This is a genomic window from Lichenicola sp. GTC18331, assembly GCF_055386855.1.
Window position 1 is genome coordinate 2,676,852 of record NZ_AP045015.1, and the last position, 15,572, is coordinate 2,692,423.

The window sequence follows — 15,572 nt, forward strand, 5'->3', positions numbered from 1 at the left end:
CGGACCGTTGGGGATCAGCCCTTCAGAGCCTTCAGCATCGTCTCGCCGAGCAGCGACGGGCTGTCGGCGACATGGATGCCGGCTTCCTTCATCGCGGCGATCTTGGCGGCAGCGGTATCGTTGCCGCCGGTGATCACCGCGCCAGCATGGCCCATGCGACGGCCCGGAGGCGCGGTCACGCCGGCGATGAAACCGACGGTCGGCTTCTTGCGGCTGTTCTGTTGCAGGAACTTCGCCGCATTGATCTCGGACGCGCCGCCGATCTCGCCGATCATGACGATGGATTCCGTCTCGTCGTCGGCCAGGAACATCTCCAGCACGTCGATGAAGTCCATGCCCTTCACCGGGTCGCCGCCGATGCCGACGCAGGTGCTCTGGCCGAGACCCACCGCCGTGGTCTGCGCCACCGCTTCATAGGTCAGCGTGCCGGAGCGCGACACGATGCCGACCTTGCCCTTGCGGTGGATATGGCCCGGCATGATGCCGATCTTGCACTCGCCCGGCGTGATGATGCCCGGGCAGTTCGGCCCGATCAGCGTGCTCTTGGAGCGGCCCAGCGCCGACTTCACCCGCACCATGTCCAGCACCGGAATGCCTTCGGTGATGCAGACGATCAGCGGCATCTCCGCGTCGATCGCTTCCAGGATCGAGTCCGCCGCGAACGGCGGCGGCACGTAGATCACGGACGCGGTGGCGCCGGTCTTCTCGCGCGCATCCGCCACGGTGTCGAACACGGGCAGGTTCAGGTGGGTCGAACCGCCTTTGCCCGGCGTTACGCCGCCGACCATCTTGGTGCCGTAGGCGATGGCCTGCTCGGCATGGAACGTGCCCTGAGCGCCGGTGAAACCCTGGGTGATGACCTTGGTTTCGGAATTGACCAGAACCGACATCAGTTCTTGCTCCCCTTCACCGCGGCGACGATCTTGCGCGCGGCGTCCGACAGATTGTCGGCGTTGATGATCGGCAGGCCGCTCTCGTCGATCAGCTTCTGGCCGAGCTCGACATTGGTGCCTTCCAGACGCACCACCAGCGGCACGCCCAGCTGCACCTCGCGCGACGCCTCGATCACCGCGGTCGCGATGATGTCGCAGCGCATGATGCCGCCGAAGATGTTGACCAGGATGCCTTCGACATTCTTGTCGGACAGCAGGATCTTGAACGCCGCGACGACACGCTCCTTGGTGGCGCCGCCGCCCACATCGAGGAAGTTGGCCGGCTCCGCGCCTTCCAGCTTGATGATGTCCATGGTCGCCATGGCGAGGCCGGCGCCGTTCACCATGCAGCCGATCGAGCCGTCGAGCGCGATGTAGCTCAGGCCATGACGGGCCGCTTCCAGCTCCTTCGGATCTTCCTCGCTCTCGTCGCGAAGATCCTCCAGCTCCGGATGGCGGAACAGGGCGTTGTCGTCGAAGCTCATCTTGGCATCGAGCGCCACCAAGGAGCCGTCACCGGTCACCACCAGCGGGTTGATCTCGATCGACGCCGCATCCAGCCCCACGAACGCGCCGTAGATCGCCTTCAGGACCTTGCCGAAATGGCCGATCGACTTGCCGGTCAGACCCAGCTTCGCCGCCAGCTCGCGGGCGATGTAGTCGGAATAGCCGAGCGCCGGATCGATGGTGGCGTTCAGGATCTTCTCCGGAGAGTGGTGCGCCACCTCCTCGATCTCCATGCCGCCCTCGCGCGAGGCGACGATGGCGATCCGGCCGCTCTCGCGGTCCGTCAGCATGGAGAGATACAGTTCCTGCTTGATGTCGCAGCCGGCCTCGACATAGAGCCGGTTCACCTGCTTGCCGGCGGCGCCGGTCTGCTTGGTCACCAGCACGTGGCCCAGCATCGCGGTCGCGGCTTCCTCGGCCTCGGCCGGGCTCTTCACCAGACGCACGCCGCCCTTGCCGTTCGGATCGTTGGCGAAGCGGCCGGCACCACGCCCGCCGGCATGGATCTGCGACTTCACCACATAGACCGGACCCGGCAGCGAACGGGCGGCGGTGAGAGCCTCTTCGGGGGAACGGGCAACACGCCCTTCCAGCACCGGCAGACCGAACCCCTTCAGAAGGGATTTGGCCTGGTATTCGTGGATGTTCATGCTGGATGAGTTCCTTCCTTGGGCACGCGCCGTTCGGGCCGTCGCCGAAGGGCCCGAGGCTCGGATTCCAGTCGGAGCGGATGTTTGCACCCGGTTCGAACCGAAGTCACGCTGCGCTGCACAAAACTCTTACAATTCTGCCGCCAGACCGTCTGTCACCCGGAATTTCAGTCTGCATGACGTTGAAAACGCTGAGCCTTCTCGATCCGCGTTATCTCAACCGCCCATCGTGTCGAAGCAAGACACCGCCCTGCCCACCGCCGGTCCGGCGTCGGCGGCATCGCTGCAACACCGATCGGAATATCGCCCGGCGGCCGGAACGATCGGCCCCGCCGTCGCTATTCTCCCCATCCGCACCGCCTGGCCCCGTCGGGCGGTGCATCCGATATTTTGTTCCGTTGCAGTCCGGTGTCATAATCCCCGGTCACGGCCGGCATGGAACGGCGTTCCGGACGGCAGGAAGTGGACCGACGTAATGAAGCATTGGCGTATCGAGGACGTGGCCTGGGACCGGTTCGAACCGTCGAAGGTCGATCCCGACGTGCTCAAACTGGTGAAGGCCGCCTCCGTGGTCGAGCGCAACGGCGTCGACTACGCCGTCTACCTCCGCAACGTCTTCAACGACGATCCCGATTTCGGACAGGCCGCCGATAACTGGGCCGTCGAGGAAGTGCAGCACGGCGACGCGCTCGGCCAATGGGCCATGCTCGCCGACCCCTCCTGGGACTACCCGGCCGCCTTCGAGCGCTACCGGTCCTCCTACCACATCCCCCTTGAGGTCGACGCCTCCGTGCGCGGCTCCCGCACCGGCGAACTCATCGCCCGCTGCATGGTCGAAACCGGCACCTCCAGCTTCTACACCGCCCTTGCCGACGCCACCGACGAGCCCGTGCTCAAGGGCATCTGCAAGCAGATCGCCGCCGACGAATACCGGCACTTCAAGCTCTTCTACGACCACATGAAGCGCTACCTCGCCCGCGAGAAGCTCGGCGTCTGGTCCCGCACGCGCATCGCGCTCGGCCGCGTCACCGAAAGCGAGGACGACGAACTCGCCTACGCCTATCACTGCACCAACGAAGACCCGGCCCTCGCCTACGACCACAAGCGCTGCATCGCCGCCTACATGGCCCGCGCCATGGGCTTCTACCGCCAGTCCCATATCGACCGCGCCATGGGCATGATGTTCAAGACCATCGGCTTCACCCCGCACGGGCGCGTGTCGCGCGCCGCCTCGCGCCTCGCCTTCGGCGCCATGCGCCGACGCGGGCAGAAATTCGCGAAGCAGGAGCAGGCCCGGCCGGCGGTGGTCGGGCAGGGCGCCTTGCGGATGCATGCGGCGGAATAACGCTCTACCTCAGGGGCGCTGCCCCTGAAACCCCGCTCAAGGCTCGCCTTGAGAATCCAGTCGGGTTGACGCACCGGGCGCTTCGGGTCTCCCTGTTTCGCAGTTATATCGAAACAAGGATGACCCGCTTGAGCCGAAACAGCGTCCGACGCACCCTTCTCGCGGGCGTCGCCTGCCTCGCCTTCGGTCAGGGCTCCGCCCGCGCCGCCACCCCTTCCGCCGCCGCCCCCTCGTCCTCCTGGGGCTTCGACATGGCCGGGCGCGATACATCCGTCCGCCCCGGCGACAACTTCTTCGACTACGCCGACGGCACCGCCGTCCGTGAGATGGTGATCCCCGCCGACCGCACCTCCTGGGGCGCCTTCAACATTCTCGCCGAACGCTCCCGCGAGCGCGTGCAGACCATCCTGCGCGAAGCCGCCGCCAAGGCCACCACCAACCCCGGTACCGACGAGGCCAAGCTCGGCGCCTTCTTCGACGCCTTCATGGACGAGAAAACCATCGAGTCCCGCGGCATCGCGCCGATGAAGGCCGATCTCGACGCCATCCGCGCCGTCTCCGATCGCCAGGCATTCGCCGCCCTCACCGGTCAGGCGCAGAACGGGCTGCAATACACCCTGTTCTCGCTCTCCATCGCCCCGGACGCCAAGGACCCCACCCAGTACGCCATCACTCTCGGCCAGGGCGGCACCGGCCTGCCCGACCGCGACTACTATCTGGACGCCAAGTTCGCGGCCAAGAAGACCGCCTACCAGAGCTACATCGCCCACATGCTCGCGCTGATCGGCTGGCAGAACCCCGACAAGAACGCCGCCGACATCGTCGCCTTCGAAACCAAACTCGCCCAGGCGCAATGGGCCCGTCAGGACGAGCGCGACCCCGACAAGACCTACAACCCCACCACCCTGGCCGAGCTCGCAACAGCCGCCCCGCAATTCGACTGGCATGCCTATCTCGCCGCCGCCGGCCTCCCCAACGCCGACAAGCTCGTGCTGGTCGAGAAATCCGCCGTGCTCGCGGAAGCCAAGATCGCTGGCGACACCGATCTCGACACGCTGCGCGCCTGGCTCGCCTTCCACCTCGCCGACAACGCCGCCGACATCCTGCCCAAGAGCTTCGTCGACGCGTCGTTCGAGTTTCACGGCAAGACCCTGAGCGGCCAGCCCCAGCTCGAAGCCCGCTGGAAGCGCGCCGTCAGCGCCACCTCCGGCGCCATGGGCTGGGCCATCGGCAAGATCTACGTCGCGCGCTACTTCCCGCCCTCGGCCAAGGCCGCGATGGAAACCCTCACCGCCGACCTGAAATCCGCCTTCCACACCCGCCTCGAACACAACACCTGGATGAGCCCGCAAACCAAGCAGGCCGCCCTCATCAAGCTCGACAACCACCTGATCCAGATCGGCTACCCCAACAAGTGGCGCGATTACTCCGGTCTGGTCGTGAAGCCCGACGACGCCTACGGCAACACCGTGCGCGCCACCGCCTACGAATGGGCCTTCTGGCTCGGCCACCAGGGCAAGACGGTCGATCGCGACGAGTGGGACATGACCCCGCAGACCGTGAACGCCTACAACAACCCGCCCTTCGACGAGGTCGTCTTCCCCGCCGCCATCCTCCAGCCGCCCTTCTTCGACCCCAAGGCGGACCCGGCCATCAATTTCGGCGCCATCGGCGGCGTGATCGGCCACGAGATGACCCACTCCTTCGACGACGAAGGCCGCAAGTTCGATGAGCGTGGCCGTCTGCACGACTGGTGGACCGCCGACGACGCCAAACGCTTCGAGGAACACGCCGCCCGCCTCGGCGCCCAGTTCGACGCCCTGGAACCGTTCCCCGGCATGCACGTGAACGGCAAGCTGACCATGGGCGAGAACATCGCCGATCTGGGTGGCCTGACCCTGGCGCTCGACGCCTACCACGCCTTCATGAAGGGCAAGATCGCCCCCGTGATCGACGGCCTGACCGGCGACCAGCGCGTCTTCCTCGGCTGGGCCCAGGTCTGGCGCCAGAAGGTCCGCCCCGACCGCGCCAAGATGCTGCTCGTGACCGACCCGCACTCCCCGCCCATGGCCCGCGTGAACATGCCGATGCACAACATCGACGGGTGGTACAAAGCCTGGAACGTGAAGCCCGGCGATAAGCTCTATCTGGCGCCGAAGGATCGCGTGCAGATTTGGTGAGTTCGGAGGGGTAGGAAGGCCAGGGGCGCTGCCCCTGGACCCCGCTGGGGCCGAGGGGTCCCAGACCCCCGGGATGAGGGGCGTATTTCTAATCCTCTGGAAGTTGCAGGGCCCCAACAACTATTAGTCGAACTACTTCGCCTCCGGCGTCGCGTACAAAACAGGCCTGCAAATATACCTTATCCCTCCCCATGTTTTGTATAAACTTTTGTTTTAGGTTGGGAAGGAGGTCAGATGGGATGTTGAAATTGACAATCTTGGATCCACTTTCTATTCGTAGCTTTCCCCACCCGTTGTCTTTATTAAATTGAACAATATCCCCTAGTATTGTTGTTATGTCTGTATCAACTTTTGATGTCTCAATTTCCTCCGCCATCCTTCTATCCAGAAACAATATGGTATTCTTTCTGCTGTTTGAATTATCGTATATCTCAAGACTGTTGGCGCTTCGGCGGAGGGCGGTTGCCATTTCGCTGATAAGGGGGGCGGCCATCGATGTTAATTTTTGAGCTCTAGCGGGATCTATCTTAGATATTGATGCGCCGCTTTCAAGCAATAATTGTTCTCTATTTGTCTCTGCTATTCTGCGCTTTGCAATATCTGATAAACGGAATATCTCAGCTCCAGTTTCTGGATTTGAATCTGGTTCGAAGCCAATGCGTTGTGCAGTATCTTGTGTTGTTCCATCAAGAACTTCTAGTTCTGCAGTAGAGATTTCTGTTTGGTCAACTTTCGCTATTATCCTTTCACTGACGTAAGCTATCAAATCTGACAAGGAGAGTTTTGCAAATTGTTCTGAACCTTCTCTCTGGCTTGGAGCTTCTACATTTATATTGAATGAACCCTTGGTCTGCTCAACAAGCTCTATCCCAATGTTAGAAACCTTTGTTATTTTTTGTTGAAATCTGCCTATATGTCGAAACTGCGCAAGTTTTACTAACAGTCGTGCTGCGGCATATTGGAAGCGCGCGGATTCGTAAAAGTCCATTCTGTGCTTTTCAGCAAGCGCGCCCTCAAAATGAAACGAGAGAGACTCGGACATCAATGATTCCCATGCTGGTTCAAAGTTTCATATAGAAGGTATAACCATTATGACGTCGTTACAAATATGCTAGAATGTGGATCAGGAAAAGTGGAGAGAGGGTCAGGTCGTGGATTTGAGCATTGGCGCCGTAGGGGCTGCTTTTGTTGCTGGTATTGTTTCCATAATTGGAATAATAATATCTAAAGAGCAAAAGGTATCGGAATTTCGACAACCTTGGATCGATGAGTTGCGAAAATGCTTAGTAACATATTTGGTCAATATCAATACTATATCTGATGCTGTTCGTCAGAAGAAAGCTGGAATTATTAATAACCCAGATCTCATATCCTCATACAAACTTCTGAACGAGGCAAGCCATGGAATAAGACTTCGGATAAATTCTACAGAAAAGCCAGCAAAAATGCTATTGAAGGCGATGAAAGAATTTGAGAATCTGGCGAAAGACAATGAAAAAATAACACCAGAAAACATTGGGCCAATTGAGCAGAAATTTCTAAAACAATCAAGTAAGCTACTTAAGTTTGAATGGAATAGAGTTAAAAGAGGGGAGGCGATCTTTGTTTGGACGAAATGGATTGCCATAACCGCAACAGCAATAATATTATCATTTCTTATATATACATGTTTTGATAAGTTAATCTAATTATGCGGTGATATGTTTCCTTGCTTTCTAAATCTGAGAATTTTGTGTTCTGTAGGTTGGAGTTCCCATGCCCCCACTAACCATCGGCGACCGCGTCTCCACCCTCGACAACTCCACCTCCGGCATCCTCGTCGAGATCGACGCGGGCATCGGCTATGTGCAGCAGCCGAACGGGGTGGAGGTCGAGTTTCCGCTCTCCAGGCTGAAGCCGTGGGAGCCGCCGAAGGTGGCGGAGCAGCGCACCTTGTCCGGCCCGCTGCGCGACAAGGTTCTGCCGCAGGCGCAGCTTGCCCTGCTCGACTCGGTCCCGCCCGATCTGGTCGAGGCCGTGGCCCGCTCCTACGCGCGCAGCGACGGCGCGGAAGGGGCGCGGACGCCGTTCGCGGCTCTGCCGCCCTCCAAGCGCCTCGACGCGATCCGCATCCACCTGCCCACTCTGCCGCCGCGCCTGCTCGCCCCGCACATGCGTCTAGTCCTGGCCTTCCGGAACCTGGGCAAACTCTGAACACCTGGAGTCCAGAGGCTCCGCCTCTGGCGGGTTCTAAAGGGCAGAGCCCTTTCCCTTCTCCAGAAACAGCTCGAACGCCGCCAATGTCCCGTCCGAGACATGGTGCTCGATCCCCTCCGCATCCGCTTCGGCATCCGCATCCGGCACACCCACGGCGCGCAGCAGCGCCACCACCAGCCGGTGCCGCCGACGCACCTTGTCCGCCAAAGCCGCCCCCGCCTCGGTCAGAATCACCCCGCGATAGGGCTCGCTGCTCGCCAGCCCTTCGCGACACAGACGCGCCACGCATTTGATCACCGTGGCGTGCGACACGCCCAGATGCCGCGCCAGAACGGTCGGGCCGATCGGCGCGCGCTCCGGCGTGGCGCCGGCCAGATCGTCGATCAGCTCGACGTAATCCTCCAGCAGCACCCGCATCTGCGCGCCGCGTGCCCGGTCCAGATGGGCGGCGAGGGCGCCCGGTTCGGGCGCGGCGTCTGTTTCGTCGGTCGGGGGCGGGCGGCTCATGACGGCGACGATAATAGCGCCTCCCGCCGGAATCGCACTTCACCCCCGATTGACGAAATGTAGCCATGGCTACAAAATCCGCCGCAGCCACATCCCGCCGGAATGCCTGCTTGACCGACACGCTGCGTCCCGCCACCCGCCAGAGCCCGGAGACGTCCGCCCCGCCGAACGGATGGCGCGCCTTCCTGTCCGTGATCGGCCCCGCCGTGGTCGCCTCCGTCGCCTATGTCGATCCGGGCAACTACGTCACCAACATCCAGGCCGGCGCGCGCTATGGCTATGCGCTGCTCTGGGTCGTGCTGCTGTCCAACCTGATCGCCATGCTGTTCCAGTGCTGGGCGGCCAGACTCGGCATCGTGTCGGGCCGCAACCTCGCCGAACTCACACGCGAGCGCTTTCCCGGCACGCCCTCCATCCTGATGTGGATCGGCACGGAGATCGCCGCCATGGCCACCGACCTCGCCGAATTCGTCGGCGGCGCGCTCGGCGTCAGCCTGCTCACGCATTGCTCGCTCATGGTCGGCATGGTCGCGATGGGCGTCGGCACCATGGCGCTGCTGCAACTCCAGGGGCGCGGCTTCCGCCCGATCGAACGCGCGATCGGCGCGCTGGTGGCGATCATCTGCGTGTCCTACGCGCTGGAACTGCTGATCGTGCCGGTGGACTGGCCCGCCGCCATCCGTGGCAGCCTCGTGCCCTCCCTGCCGGACGGCGCCGCCGTCTCGCTCAGTATCGCCCTGGTCGGCGCCACGGTGATGCCGCACGCGATCTATCTCCATTCCGCCCTGTTCCGGGACCGCCCCGCGCCGCGCTCGGACGCCGAGCGCGCCCGCTCCGTGCGCTTCTCCGACCGCGAAGTGGTGCTGGCGCTGACCACGGTCGGTCTGGTCAACATGGCGATGGTGGTGCTCGCCGCGCATTTCCATGCCGCCCATCCCGACATCGACAGCATCGCCGCCGCTTATCGCATGCTCGACCCCCTGCTCGGCCGCGCCGCAGCCTTCATCTTCCTGCTCTCTCTGCTCGCATCCGGCCTGTCCTCCTCCGTGGTCGGCACCATGGCCGGGCAGGTGGTGATGCAGGGCTTCGTCGGCTTTCGCGTCCCGGTCTGGGTGCGCCGCGTGCTGACCATGCTGCCCGCCTTCGTGGTGATCGGCCTGGGCGCGGACGTGACGCAGACCCTGGTCTGGAGCCAGGTCGTGCTCAGCTTCGTCCTGCCCGTGCCGATGATCACCCTGCTGATGTTCAGCCGTGATCCGGCGATCATGGGCCGCTTCCGCATGTCGCGCCGCCTGCTCGTCCTGGCCGGCTGCATGGCCGCTTTCGTGCTGTTCCTGAACGTCGTACTGCTGCTCCAGGCCGTCGGCCTCATGCCCGGCTGATCCCAGACCGGCGCGCGCGCGTCTTGCAGTCGGAGCGCGTTGCTGCTGCAACGGTCCGGTATTTGTTGCCGGCGCGTCGAGGGGACCGTTTTCTTCATGAGCTTCCACAGCATCACTCTGGGCCATCTCGACAGCCGCCAGCACGAGGCGGCCGCCGCGGCGGTGCTGCGCGTCCTGGAAGCCCATGAAATGGAAGTGGCCATGGTCGCCGCCAATCGCGAAACCATGATCAAGCACATCGCCGGCGGCCGCATCGACCTGCTCGCCACCGCCTGGCTGCCGGAGATCGACGCCGCCTGGGCCGATCCGGACCACATGGAGATCCTGGGCGGCGTGCTCTACCGCCCGATGCTGCTCTGGGCGGTGCCCACCGACGCCGCCCTGCCGGGCGTGGACTCGATCGCCGACCTCGCCGGCGACAAGGCCGCCGCCATCGACCGCACCATCGTCCTGTCGCGCCGTCTGGAAGCGCATGGCCGCCGCGTGATGAGCGAGTACGGCCTCGACGCCGCCGGGTTCGTGCTCGACGTGGTGGATAACGAGATCGCCTACGCCTCCGCCGCCAAGGCGCTGGAAGACGCCGCCCCGGCGATCCTGCCGCTCTGGCAGCCGCACGCTCTGGCGCATCGCGGCCGCATGCGCGTGCTGGAAGATCCCAAGGGCGCGCTCGGCGGCCGTCGCGAAGCCAAGCTGCTGCTCCGCAAGGGCCTGCGCGCCCAGCTCGACGGCGACCTGCTGGACGAGCTGGAAGAACTCACCCTCGGCAACCCGGTGGTGAGCGCGCTGGAATACGCCATGCGCAACGACGGCATGACCGCCGACGAGGCCGCAGAGGCATGGCAGCGCGGAAAGCTGACCCCGCGTGCCTGATCCGGCCGATCCGCGCGACGACAGCCTGCGCGCGCAATACGAGAGCTTCCCCTATCCCGAGCGCGACCCGCGCGACGAGCGGAAGCGCCTGTTCGTCGGCAGCCCCAGCCATCTGCGCGAGATCGACCATTGGTGCTTCGGCGCCGCGCGCCCCAGCTCCGCGCCGCTCCGGGCGCTGATCGCCGGCTGCGGCACCGGCGACGCCGCCATCATGCTGGCGACGCAGCTCGAACAGGCCGGCCGTCCCGGCCATGTGCTCTGCATCGACCGCTCGGAAGCGGCGCTCCGCATCGCCCGTGACCGGGCGCAGGTGAGGGGGCTCGGCAACATCGCGTTCGAGCGGCGCTCCCTGCTGGATCTCCCGGCCGACGATCTCCCCCCGTTCGACTACATCGATTGCTGCGGTGTGCTGCATCATCTGCCCGATCCCGCCGCCGCCCTGCGCGGCCTGGAGCGCTCTCTGGCGCCGGGCGGGGCGATGGGCCTCATGGTCTATGCGCCGCATGGCCGCACCGGCGTCTACATGATGCAGGACGCGCTGGCCCTGCTGGCGCCGGCCGGGGACGCGCCGCGCGACCGTCTCGACGTCGCCAAACGCGTCATGCGCCATCTGCCCGCCACCGCCTGGCTGCGCGCCAACACCAATTTCGGCGACCATTTCGAGGGCGGCGATGCCGGTCTCTACGATCTGCTGCTCAACCCGCGCGACCGCGCCTACACCATCGACGCCTTCCTGGCGCTGCTGGACGGCGCCGGGCTCGAAGCCGCCGCGCTGATGGAGCCGGCCCGCTACGACCCCGACCTGCTGCTGCCCGATCCCAGGCTGCGAGCCCGCGCCCAGGCGCTGGGCGACACCGAGCGCGCCATGCTGGCCGAACACCTCGCCGGCAACATGAACACGCATGTCGTCTACGCGGTACGCCGTGGCGAGACGCCTCCGGCCCCGGACGCCGCCGCCCTCGACGCCGTGCCGATCGCCCGCGAGATGCCCGCCGCCATCGTCGCCGACCAGATCGCCCCCGACGGCACCCTGCCGATGTCGTTCGGCCGGCTCACGGTGCCGGTGCCGCTTCCGGCTCTGGCCAGGCCGATCCTCAAGCTGATCGACGGCGAGCGCAGCGTGGGCGCGATCCTGTCCACCCTGGAAGAGCGCGGCATCCCCCGCGCCAAGGCGGAGTCCGCCTGGGCCGAGACCTGGCGCGCTCTGTCGCGCTGCAACCGCATCCTGCTGCGTGCCCCGCACTGAACCGGACGCCGCCGTCGAGCGGGCGGCGATCATCCTGTTCGGCGCCGGGGTGCGCCCGGACGGCGAGCCCACCCTGACCCTGGCCCGGCGTATCGACGCCGCACGGCGTTTCGGCGAAACGCTGCCGGTGCCGCCGCTTTATCTCCCCAGCGGCGGGATCGGCCGCCACGGCCCCGCGGAAGCCGAGGTGATGGCCCGGCGCCTCCGGCGCGATGGCGTTTCCCCGGACCGTATCCGCACCGACGCGGCAGCAAGCGACACGCTCGACACGGTGTTCAACACGCGCGCCATGCTGCGCGATATCGGCCATCGCGGCCCCGTCTTCGCCGCCACCAGCGCCTACCATCTGCCGCGCTGCCTCGTTCTCTTGCGCCTGTCCGGCGTCGCCGCGAAGCCTGTGCCGCCCCCGCCCGAGCCGGCCTCGCACCTGTTCCTGCGACGCTGGCGCTGGCGCCTGCGCGAGGTGCCGGCGCTGCCCTGGGACGTGCTGCTTCTGTTCGGTCGCGAACTGATCGACAGGCGGAAAACAAAACGTTAGTTATGCGGGCCGCTGTTCGGCCGGATCGTTCTCATGCACAGCCCGCTCGGCGCGGAAGCGCTCCACAGGACGTTCCGGGACCGGAGCGACGAGGCCTGGCTCGACATCCTGATCTCCTCCCTGCGCGTGCCCGAGATCGACGGCGTGCGCATGCCGGGTTTCCCCGAGGACGCGCTGCAGCGCGAGATCCACGGCCATTCCGGCGAGGTCTCGCTGCATGAGGCGCACGTGTTCTTCCGCGAGGTGAAGAACTACTGCGCCTATGCCGGCCGGCCGCTGGCCCCGCATCGCACCCTGCTCGATTTCGGCTGCGGCTGGGGCCGCGTGCTGCGCCTGTTCATGAAGGATATCGAGCCCGCCAATCTGTTCGGCAGCGACAGCACGTCGCGCTTCCTGACCGAGGCCCGCCGCTGCAATCCGAACCTCAATTTCCTGTCCTGCAACCTGGTGCCGCCCACCGTGCTGGCGCCGGAAACGCTGGATTACGTCGTGAGCTGGTCGGTGTTCAGCCATCTGGACGAGTTCCTCAGCCTGCGCTGGGTCGAGGAGTTCCACCGCCTGCTCAAGCCCGGCGGTCTGCTGCTGCTCACCACCCAGAGCCGCCGTTTCATCGGCTTCTGCGCCGAGATGCGTCTCCGGCGCGCATCGGGCATCAAGCTCGAACATCCCTGGTACGAAGCCTGCGCCGACAGCTTCACCGACGAGCCGCTGGAGAACACGCGCTACGAGGCCGGCCACTTCCTCCATGCTTCTTCCACCCAGCCGCCGCATCCGCAATCGCATTACGGCGAGGCGGTGATCCCGCGCGGCTACATCATCAAGAAATGGGGCCACCTGTTCCGTCTGGTGGATTTCCTGGACAACCCGGCGCGCCTGCCGCAGGTGCTGGTGGTGCTGCAAAAGCAGGGGTGAGCGCAGGGAAACGGATCGGGGCCGAATGGCGGCGAGATTGACAGCCGGTAAGGTCGTCCTTCATCTCACGCACCGATACCGGATGTTTCGACACGCCGGGATGTTGGCCCATACGGGAAAGGAGCGGTGCGAACCGCATCCGGCGCCCACCCAACTGGATACATGTTCCCATGCCCGTGCACGCTTTCATGTTCCCTGGTCAGGGAAGCCAGTTCGCTGGAATGGGCCGCGATCTGGCCGCCGCCTTCGGTGCCGCGCGCGAAGTGTTCCAGGAAGTGGACGACGCGCTGGACGAGAAGCTCAGCAAGCTCATGTTCTCCGGCCCGATCGAGGAACTCACCCTCACCCAGAACACCCAGCCGGCGCTGATGGCCATGTCGCTCGCCGTGCTGCGCGTGCTGGAAACCGAGGGCGGGTTCAAGCTGGCGGACAAGGCCACCCTGGTCGCCGGCCATTCGCTCGGCGAATATTCCGCCCTAGCCGCCGCCGGCTCTTTCGGCGTGGCCGAGGCCGCGCGGCTGCTCCGCCTGCGTGGCACCGCGATGCAGAAGGCCGTGCCGCCCGGAGAAGGCGGCATGGCGGCGCTGATCGGCGTGGATCTGGACCAGGCCCAGGCGATCTGCACCGAAGCCGCCCCCGTGCCGGGTGAGGACGGCGCCGCCTCCACGCGCAGCGAATGCATCCAGGTCGCCAACGACAATGGCGGCGGTCAGGTGGTGATCTCCGGTGCCGCCGGCGCCGTGGCCCGCGCGATCGACATCGCCAAGGCGCGGGGCGTGAAGCGCGCCATGCCGCTGCCCGTCTCCGCCCCGTTCCATTGCGCGCTGATGGCCCCCGCCGCGGACGCCATGGGCGAGGCGCTGGAGCGCGCCACCATCCACGCGCCCTCCGTGCCGCTGCTGGCCAACGTCACCGCCGCAAAGGCCACCGACCCGGATCTCATCCGCACCCTGCTGGTGGAACAGGTCACCGGCACGGTGCGCTGGCGCGAAAGCGTCGCCGCCATGACCGCCATGGGCGTGGACAGTTTCGTCGAGCTGGGTGCGGGCAAGGTGCTGTGCGGTCTGGTGCGTCGCATCGCCCCGGACGCCACCACGCGTTCGGCCGGAACCCCCGACGAGATCGAAGCGCTGCTCAAGGCGCTCTGACGTTTCCCACCAGAAGGAACCTCCCTCCATGTTCAGGCTCGACGGCCAGCTCGCTCTGGTGACCGGCGCGTCCGGCGGCATCGGCGCCGCCATCGCCCGCGCCCTGCACAACCAGGGCGCCACCGTGGCGCTGTCCGGCACCAGACGCGAGGCGCTGGACGCGCTGGCGGCCGAGCTGGGAGAGCGCGCCGTGGTGTGCCCCGCCGACCTGTCCGATCCGGCGGCGCCCGATGCGCTGGTGGCCGCGGCCGAAAGCGCCTCCGGCCTGCCGCTCTCGATCCTGGTCAACAATGCCGGCATGACGCGCGACGGCCTCGCGCTGCGCATGAAGGACGAGGACTGGGCGCGGGTGATGGAGGTCGATCTGGCCGCCCCGTTCCGCCTTGCCCGCACGGCGCTCAAGGGCATGCTGCGACGCCGCGCCGGACGCATCATCTCGATCGGCAGCATCGTCGGCACCACCGGCAATGGCGGTCAGGCCAACTACAGCGCCGCCAAGGCCGGTCTGATCGGCATGAGCAAGGCGCTGGCGCAGGAGGTCGGCTCGCGCGGCATCACGGTGAACGTGGTGTCGCCCGGTTTCGTCGCCACGGCGATGACCGAAGTGTTGCCGGAAGAGCAGAAGCAGAAGCTTTCCGCTTCCATTCCGCTGGGACGGATGGGAACCCCCGACGACATCGCCGCCGCAGTGGTTTATCTTAGCTCCGCCGAGGCCGGCTGGGTCACCGGCGCCACACTTCACGTCAATGGCGGCATGGCGATGAGTTGAACCCTGGCTTCCGTTTCGATGTCGCCTTGGCGCACGATCGGGAACCATGCTAAGCGCCCGCAGCTTCGTCCGGAGCGGGTGTCGTAAGACTTGAGGACGAACGAGTTAAAACCGCCCGGTCCAGGGGCAGACAGGAAGCAGAACAGATGAGCGAAATCGCCGATAGGGTTAAGAAGATCGTGGTCGAGCACCTCGGCGTCGAGGAAAGCAAGGTGACCCCAGAGGCTTCCTTCATCGACGACCTGGGCGCCGACAGCCTGGACACGGTCGAACTGGTGATGGCCTTCGAGGAAGCCTTCGGCGTGGAGATCCCCGAGGACGCCGCCGAGAAGATCAGCACCGTGAAGGATGCGATCGACTACATCGAGAAGCAGAAGGCCGCCTGAGCGC

16 protein-coding genes are annotated in these 15,572 nt (G+C 65.2%); 12 read left to right on the forward strand and 4 right to left on the reverse strand.

Annotated elements, in window-relative coordinates; all coding sequences use genetic code 11:
• Nucleotides 1-14 precede the first annotated feature (14 nt).
• Both sucD and sucC read right to left on the reverse strand, forming a co-directional pair.
• On the reverse strand, nucleotides 15-890 hold the full coding sequence (sucD, locus tag ACZ5BM_RS12265; RefSeq protein ID WP_498908311.1) for a succinate--CoA ligase subunit alpha: 876 nt from the start codon (nucleotides 888-890) through the stop codon (nucleotides 15-17).
• A complete protein-coding gene (gene sucC, locus ACZ5BM_RS12270) occupies nucleotides 890-2,089 on the reverse strand; it encodes a succinate--CoA ligase subunit beta (protein WP_498908312.1) in 1,200 nt (399 codons plus the stop codon). The genes sucD and sucC overlap by 1 nt, the downstream gene beginning before the upstream one ends.
• A gap of 475 nt (nucleotides 2,090-2,564) precedes the next feature.
• On the opposite strand from sucC, the gene ACZ5BM_RS12275 reads away from it, so the two are divergent.
• Together ACZ5BM_RS12275 and ACZ5BM_RS12280 are read left to right on the forward strand one after the other, a co-directional pair.
• Nucleotides 2,565-3,434, forward strand: coding sequence for an acyl-ACP desaturase (locus ACZ5BM_RS12275; RefSeq protein ID WP_498908313.1), 870 nt, complete (start codon nucleotides 2,565-2,567; stop codon nucleotides 3,432-3,434).
• A gap of 119 nt (nucleotides 3,435-3,553) precedes the next feature.
• A complete protein-coding gene (locus ACZ5BM_RS12280) occupies nucleotides 3,554-5,614 on the forward strand; it encodes a M13 family metallopeptidase (protein WP_498908314.1) in 2,061 nt (686 codons plus the stop codon).
• A gap of 88 nt (nucleotides 5,615-5,702) precedes the next feature.
• Here the strand turns inward: ACZ5BM_RS12280 and ACZ5BM_RS12285 are convergent, their stop codons facing one another.
• Nucleotides 5,703-6,656 carry a hypothetical protein gene (locus ACZ5BM_RS12285; RefSeq protein WP_498908315.1) on the reverse strand — a complete coding sequence of 318 codons (954 nt, stop codon included), beginning with the start codon at nucleotides 6,654-6,656 and terminating at the stop codon, nucleotides 5,703-5,705.
• 109 nt (nucleotides 6,657-6,765) lie between these two features.
• Here ACZ5BM_RS12285 and ACZ5BM_RS12290 point away from each other — a divergent pair, with 109 nt between their 5' ends.
• Nucleotides 6,766-7,302, forward strand: a complete 537-nt coding sequence (locus ACZ5BM_RS12290; protein WP_498908317.1) for a hypothetical protein — start codon at nucleotides 6,766-6,768, stop codon at nucleotides 7,300-7,302.
• Between the two features lie 67 nt (nucleotides 7,303-7,369).
• On the forward strand, nucleotides 7,370-7,807 hold the full coding sequence (locus tag ACZ5BM_RS12295) for a hypothetical protein (protein WP_498908318.1): 438 nt from the start codon (nucleotides 7,370-7,372) through the stop codon (nucleotides 7,805-7,807).
• A 36-nt stretch (nucleotides 7,808-7,843) separates the two neighbouring features.
• On the opposite strand, the gene mntR is transcribed toward ACZ5BM_RS12295, so the two are convergent.
• Nucleotides 7,844-8,317, reverse strand: a complete 474-nt coding sequence (gene mntR / locus ACZ5BM_RS12300; protein WP_498908319.1) for a manganese-binding transcriptional regulator MntR — start codon at nucleotides 8,315-8,317, stop codon at nucleotides 7,844-7,846.
• 110 nt (nucleotides 8,318-8,427) lie between these two features.
• Between mntR and ACZ5BM_RS12305 the strand changes: the two genes are divergently transcribed.
• The 8 genes from ACZ5BM_RS12305 to ACZ5BM_RS12340 all read left to right on the forward strand — a co-directional run bounded on the left by ACZ5BM_RS12305 (nucleotide 8,428) and on the right by ACZ5BM_RS12340 (nucleotide 15,568).
• Complete coding sequence (locus ACZ5BM_RS12305) at nucleotides 8,428-9,699, forward strand: SLC5/6 family protein (protein WP_498908321.1); 1,272 nt, start codon at nucleotides 8,428-8,430, stop codon at nucleotides 9,697-9,699.
• A 96-nt stretch (nucleotides 9,700-9,795) separates the two neighbouring features.
• Nucleotides 9,796-10,569, forward strand: a complete 774-nt coding sequence (locus tag ACZ5BM_RS12310; protein WP_498908322.1) for a glycine betaine ABC transporter substrate-binding protein — start codon at nucleotides 9,796-9,798, stop codon at nucleotides 10,567-10,569.
• On the forward strand, nucleotides 10,562-11,815 hold the full coding sequence (locus ACZ5BM_RS12315) for a class I SAM-dependent methyltransferase (RefSeq protein WP_498908324.1): 1,254 nt from the start codon (nucleotides 10,562-10,564) through the stop codon (nucleotides 11,813-11,815). Before ACZ5BM_RS12310 ends, ACZ5BM_RS12315 begins: the two co-directional genes overlap by 8 nt.
• Nucleotides 11,802-12,353, forward strand: coding sequence for a YdcF family protein (locus ACZ5BM_RS12320; protein ID WP_498908326.1), 552 nt, complete (start codon nucleotides 11,802-11,804; stop codon nucleotides 12,351-12,353). The genes ACZ5BM_RS12315 and ACZ5BM_RS12320 overlap by 14 nt, the downstream gene beginning before the upstream one ends.
• A gap of 33 nt (nucleotides 12,354-12,386) precedes the next feature.
• Nucleotides 12,387-13,265, forward strand: a complete 879-nt coding sequence (locus ACZ5BM_RS12325) for a class I SAM-dependent methyltransferase (protein ID WP_498908328.1) — start codon at nucleotides 12,387-12,389, stop codon at nucleotides 13,263-13,265.
• Between the two features lie 170 nt (nucleotides 13,266-13,435).
• Nucleotides 13,436-14,413, forward strand: coding sequence for an ACP S-malonyltransferase (gene fabD / locus ACZ5BM_RS12330; protein WP_498908330.1), 978 nt, complete (start codon nucleotides 13,436-13,438; stop codon nucleotides 14,411-14,413).
• A 28-nt stretch (nucleotides 14,414-14,441) separates the two neighbouring features.
• On the forward strand, nucleotides 14,442-15,182 hold the full coding sequence (gene fabG / locus ACZ5BM_RS12335; protein ID WP_498908332.1) for a Rossmann-fold NAD(P)-binding domain-containing protein: 741 nt from the start codon (nucleotides 14,442-14,444) through the stop codon (nucleotides 15,180-15,182).
• 146 nt (nucleotides 15,183-15,328) lie between these two features.
• A complete protein-coding gene (locus ACZ5BM_RS12340) occupies nucleotides 15,329-15,568 on the forward strand; it encodes an acyl carrier protein (protein ID WP_422863791.1) in 240 nt (79 codons plus the stop codon).
• Nucleotides 15,569-15,572: the final 4 nt, after the last annotated feature.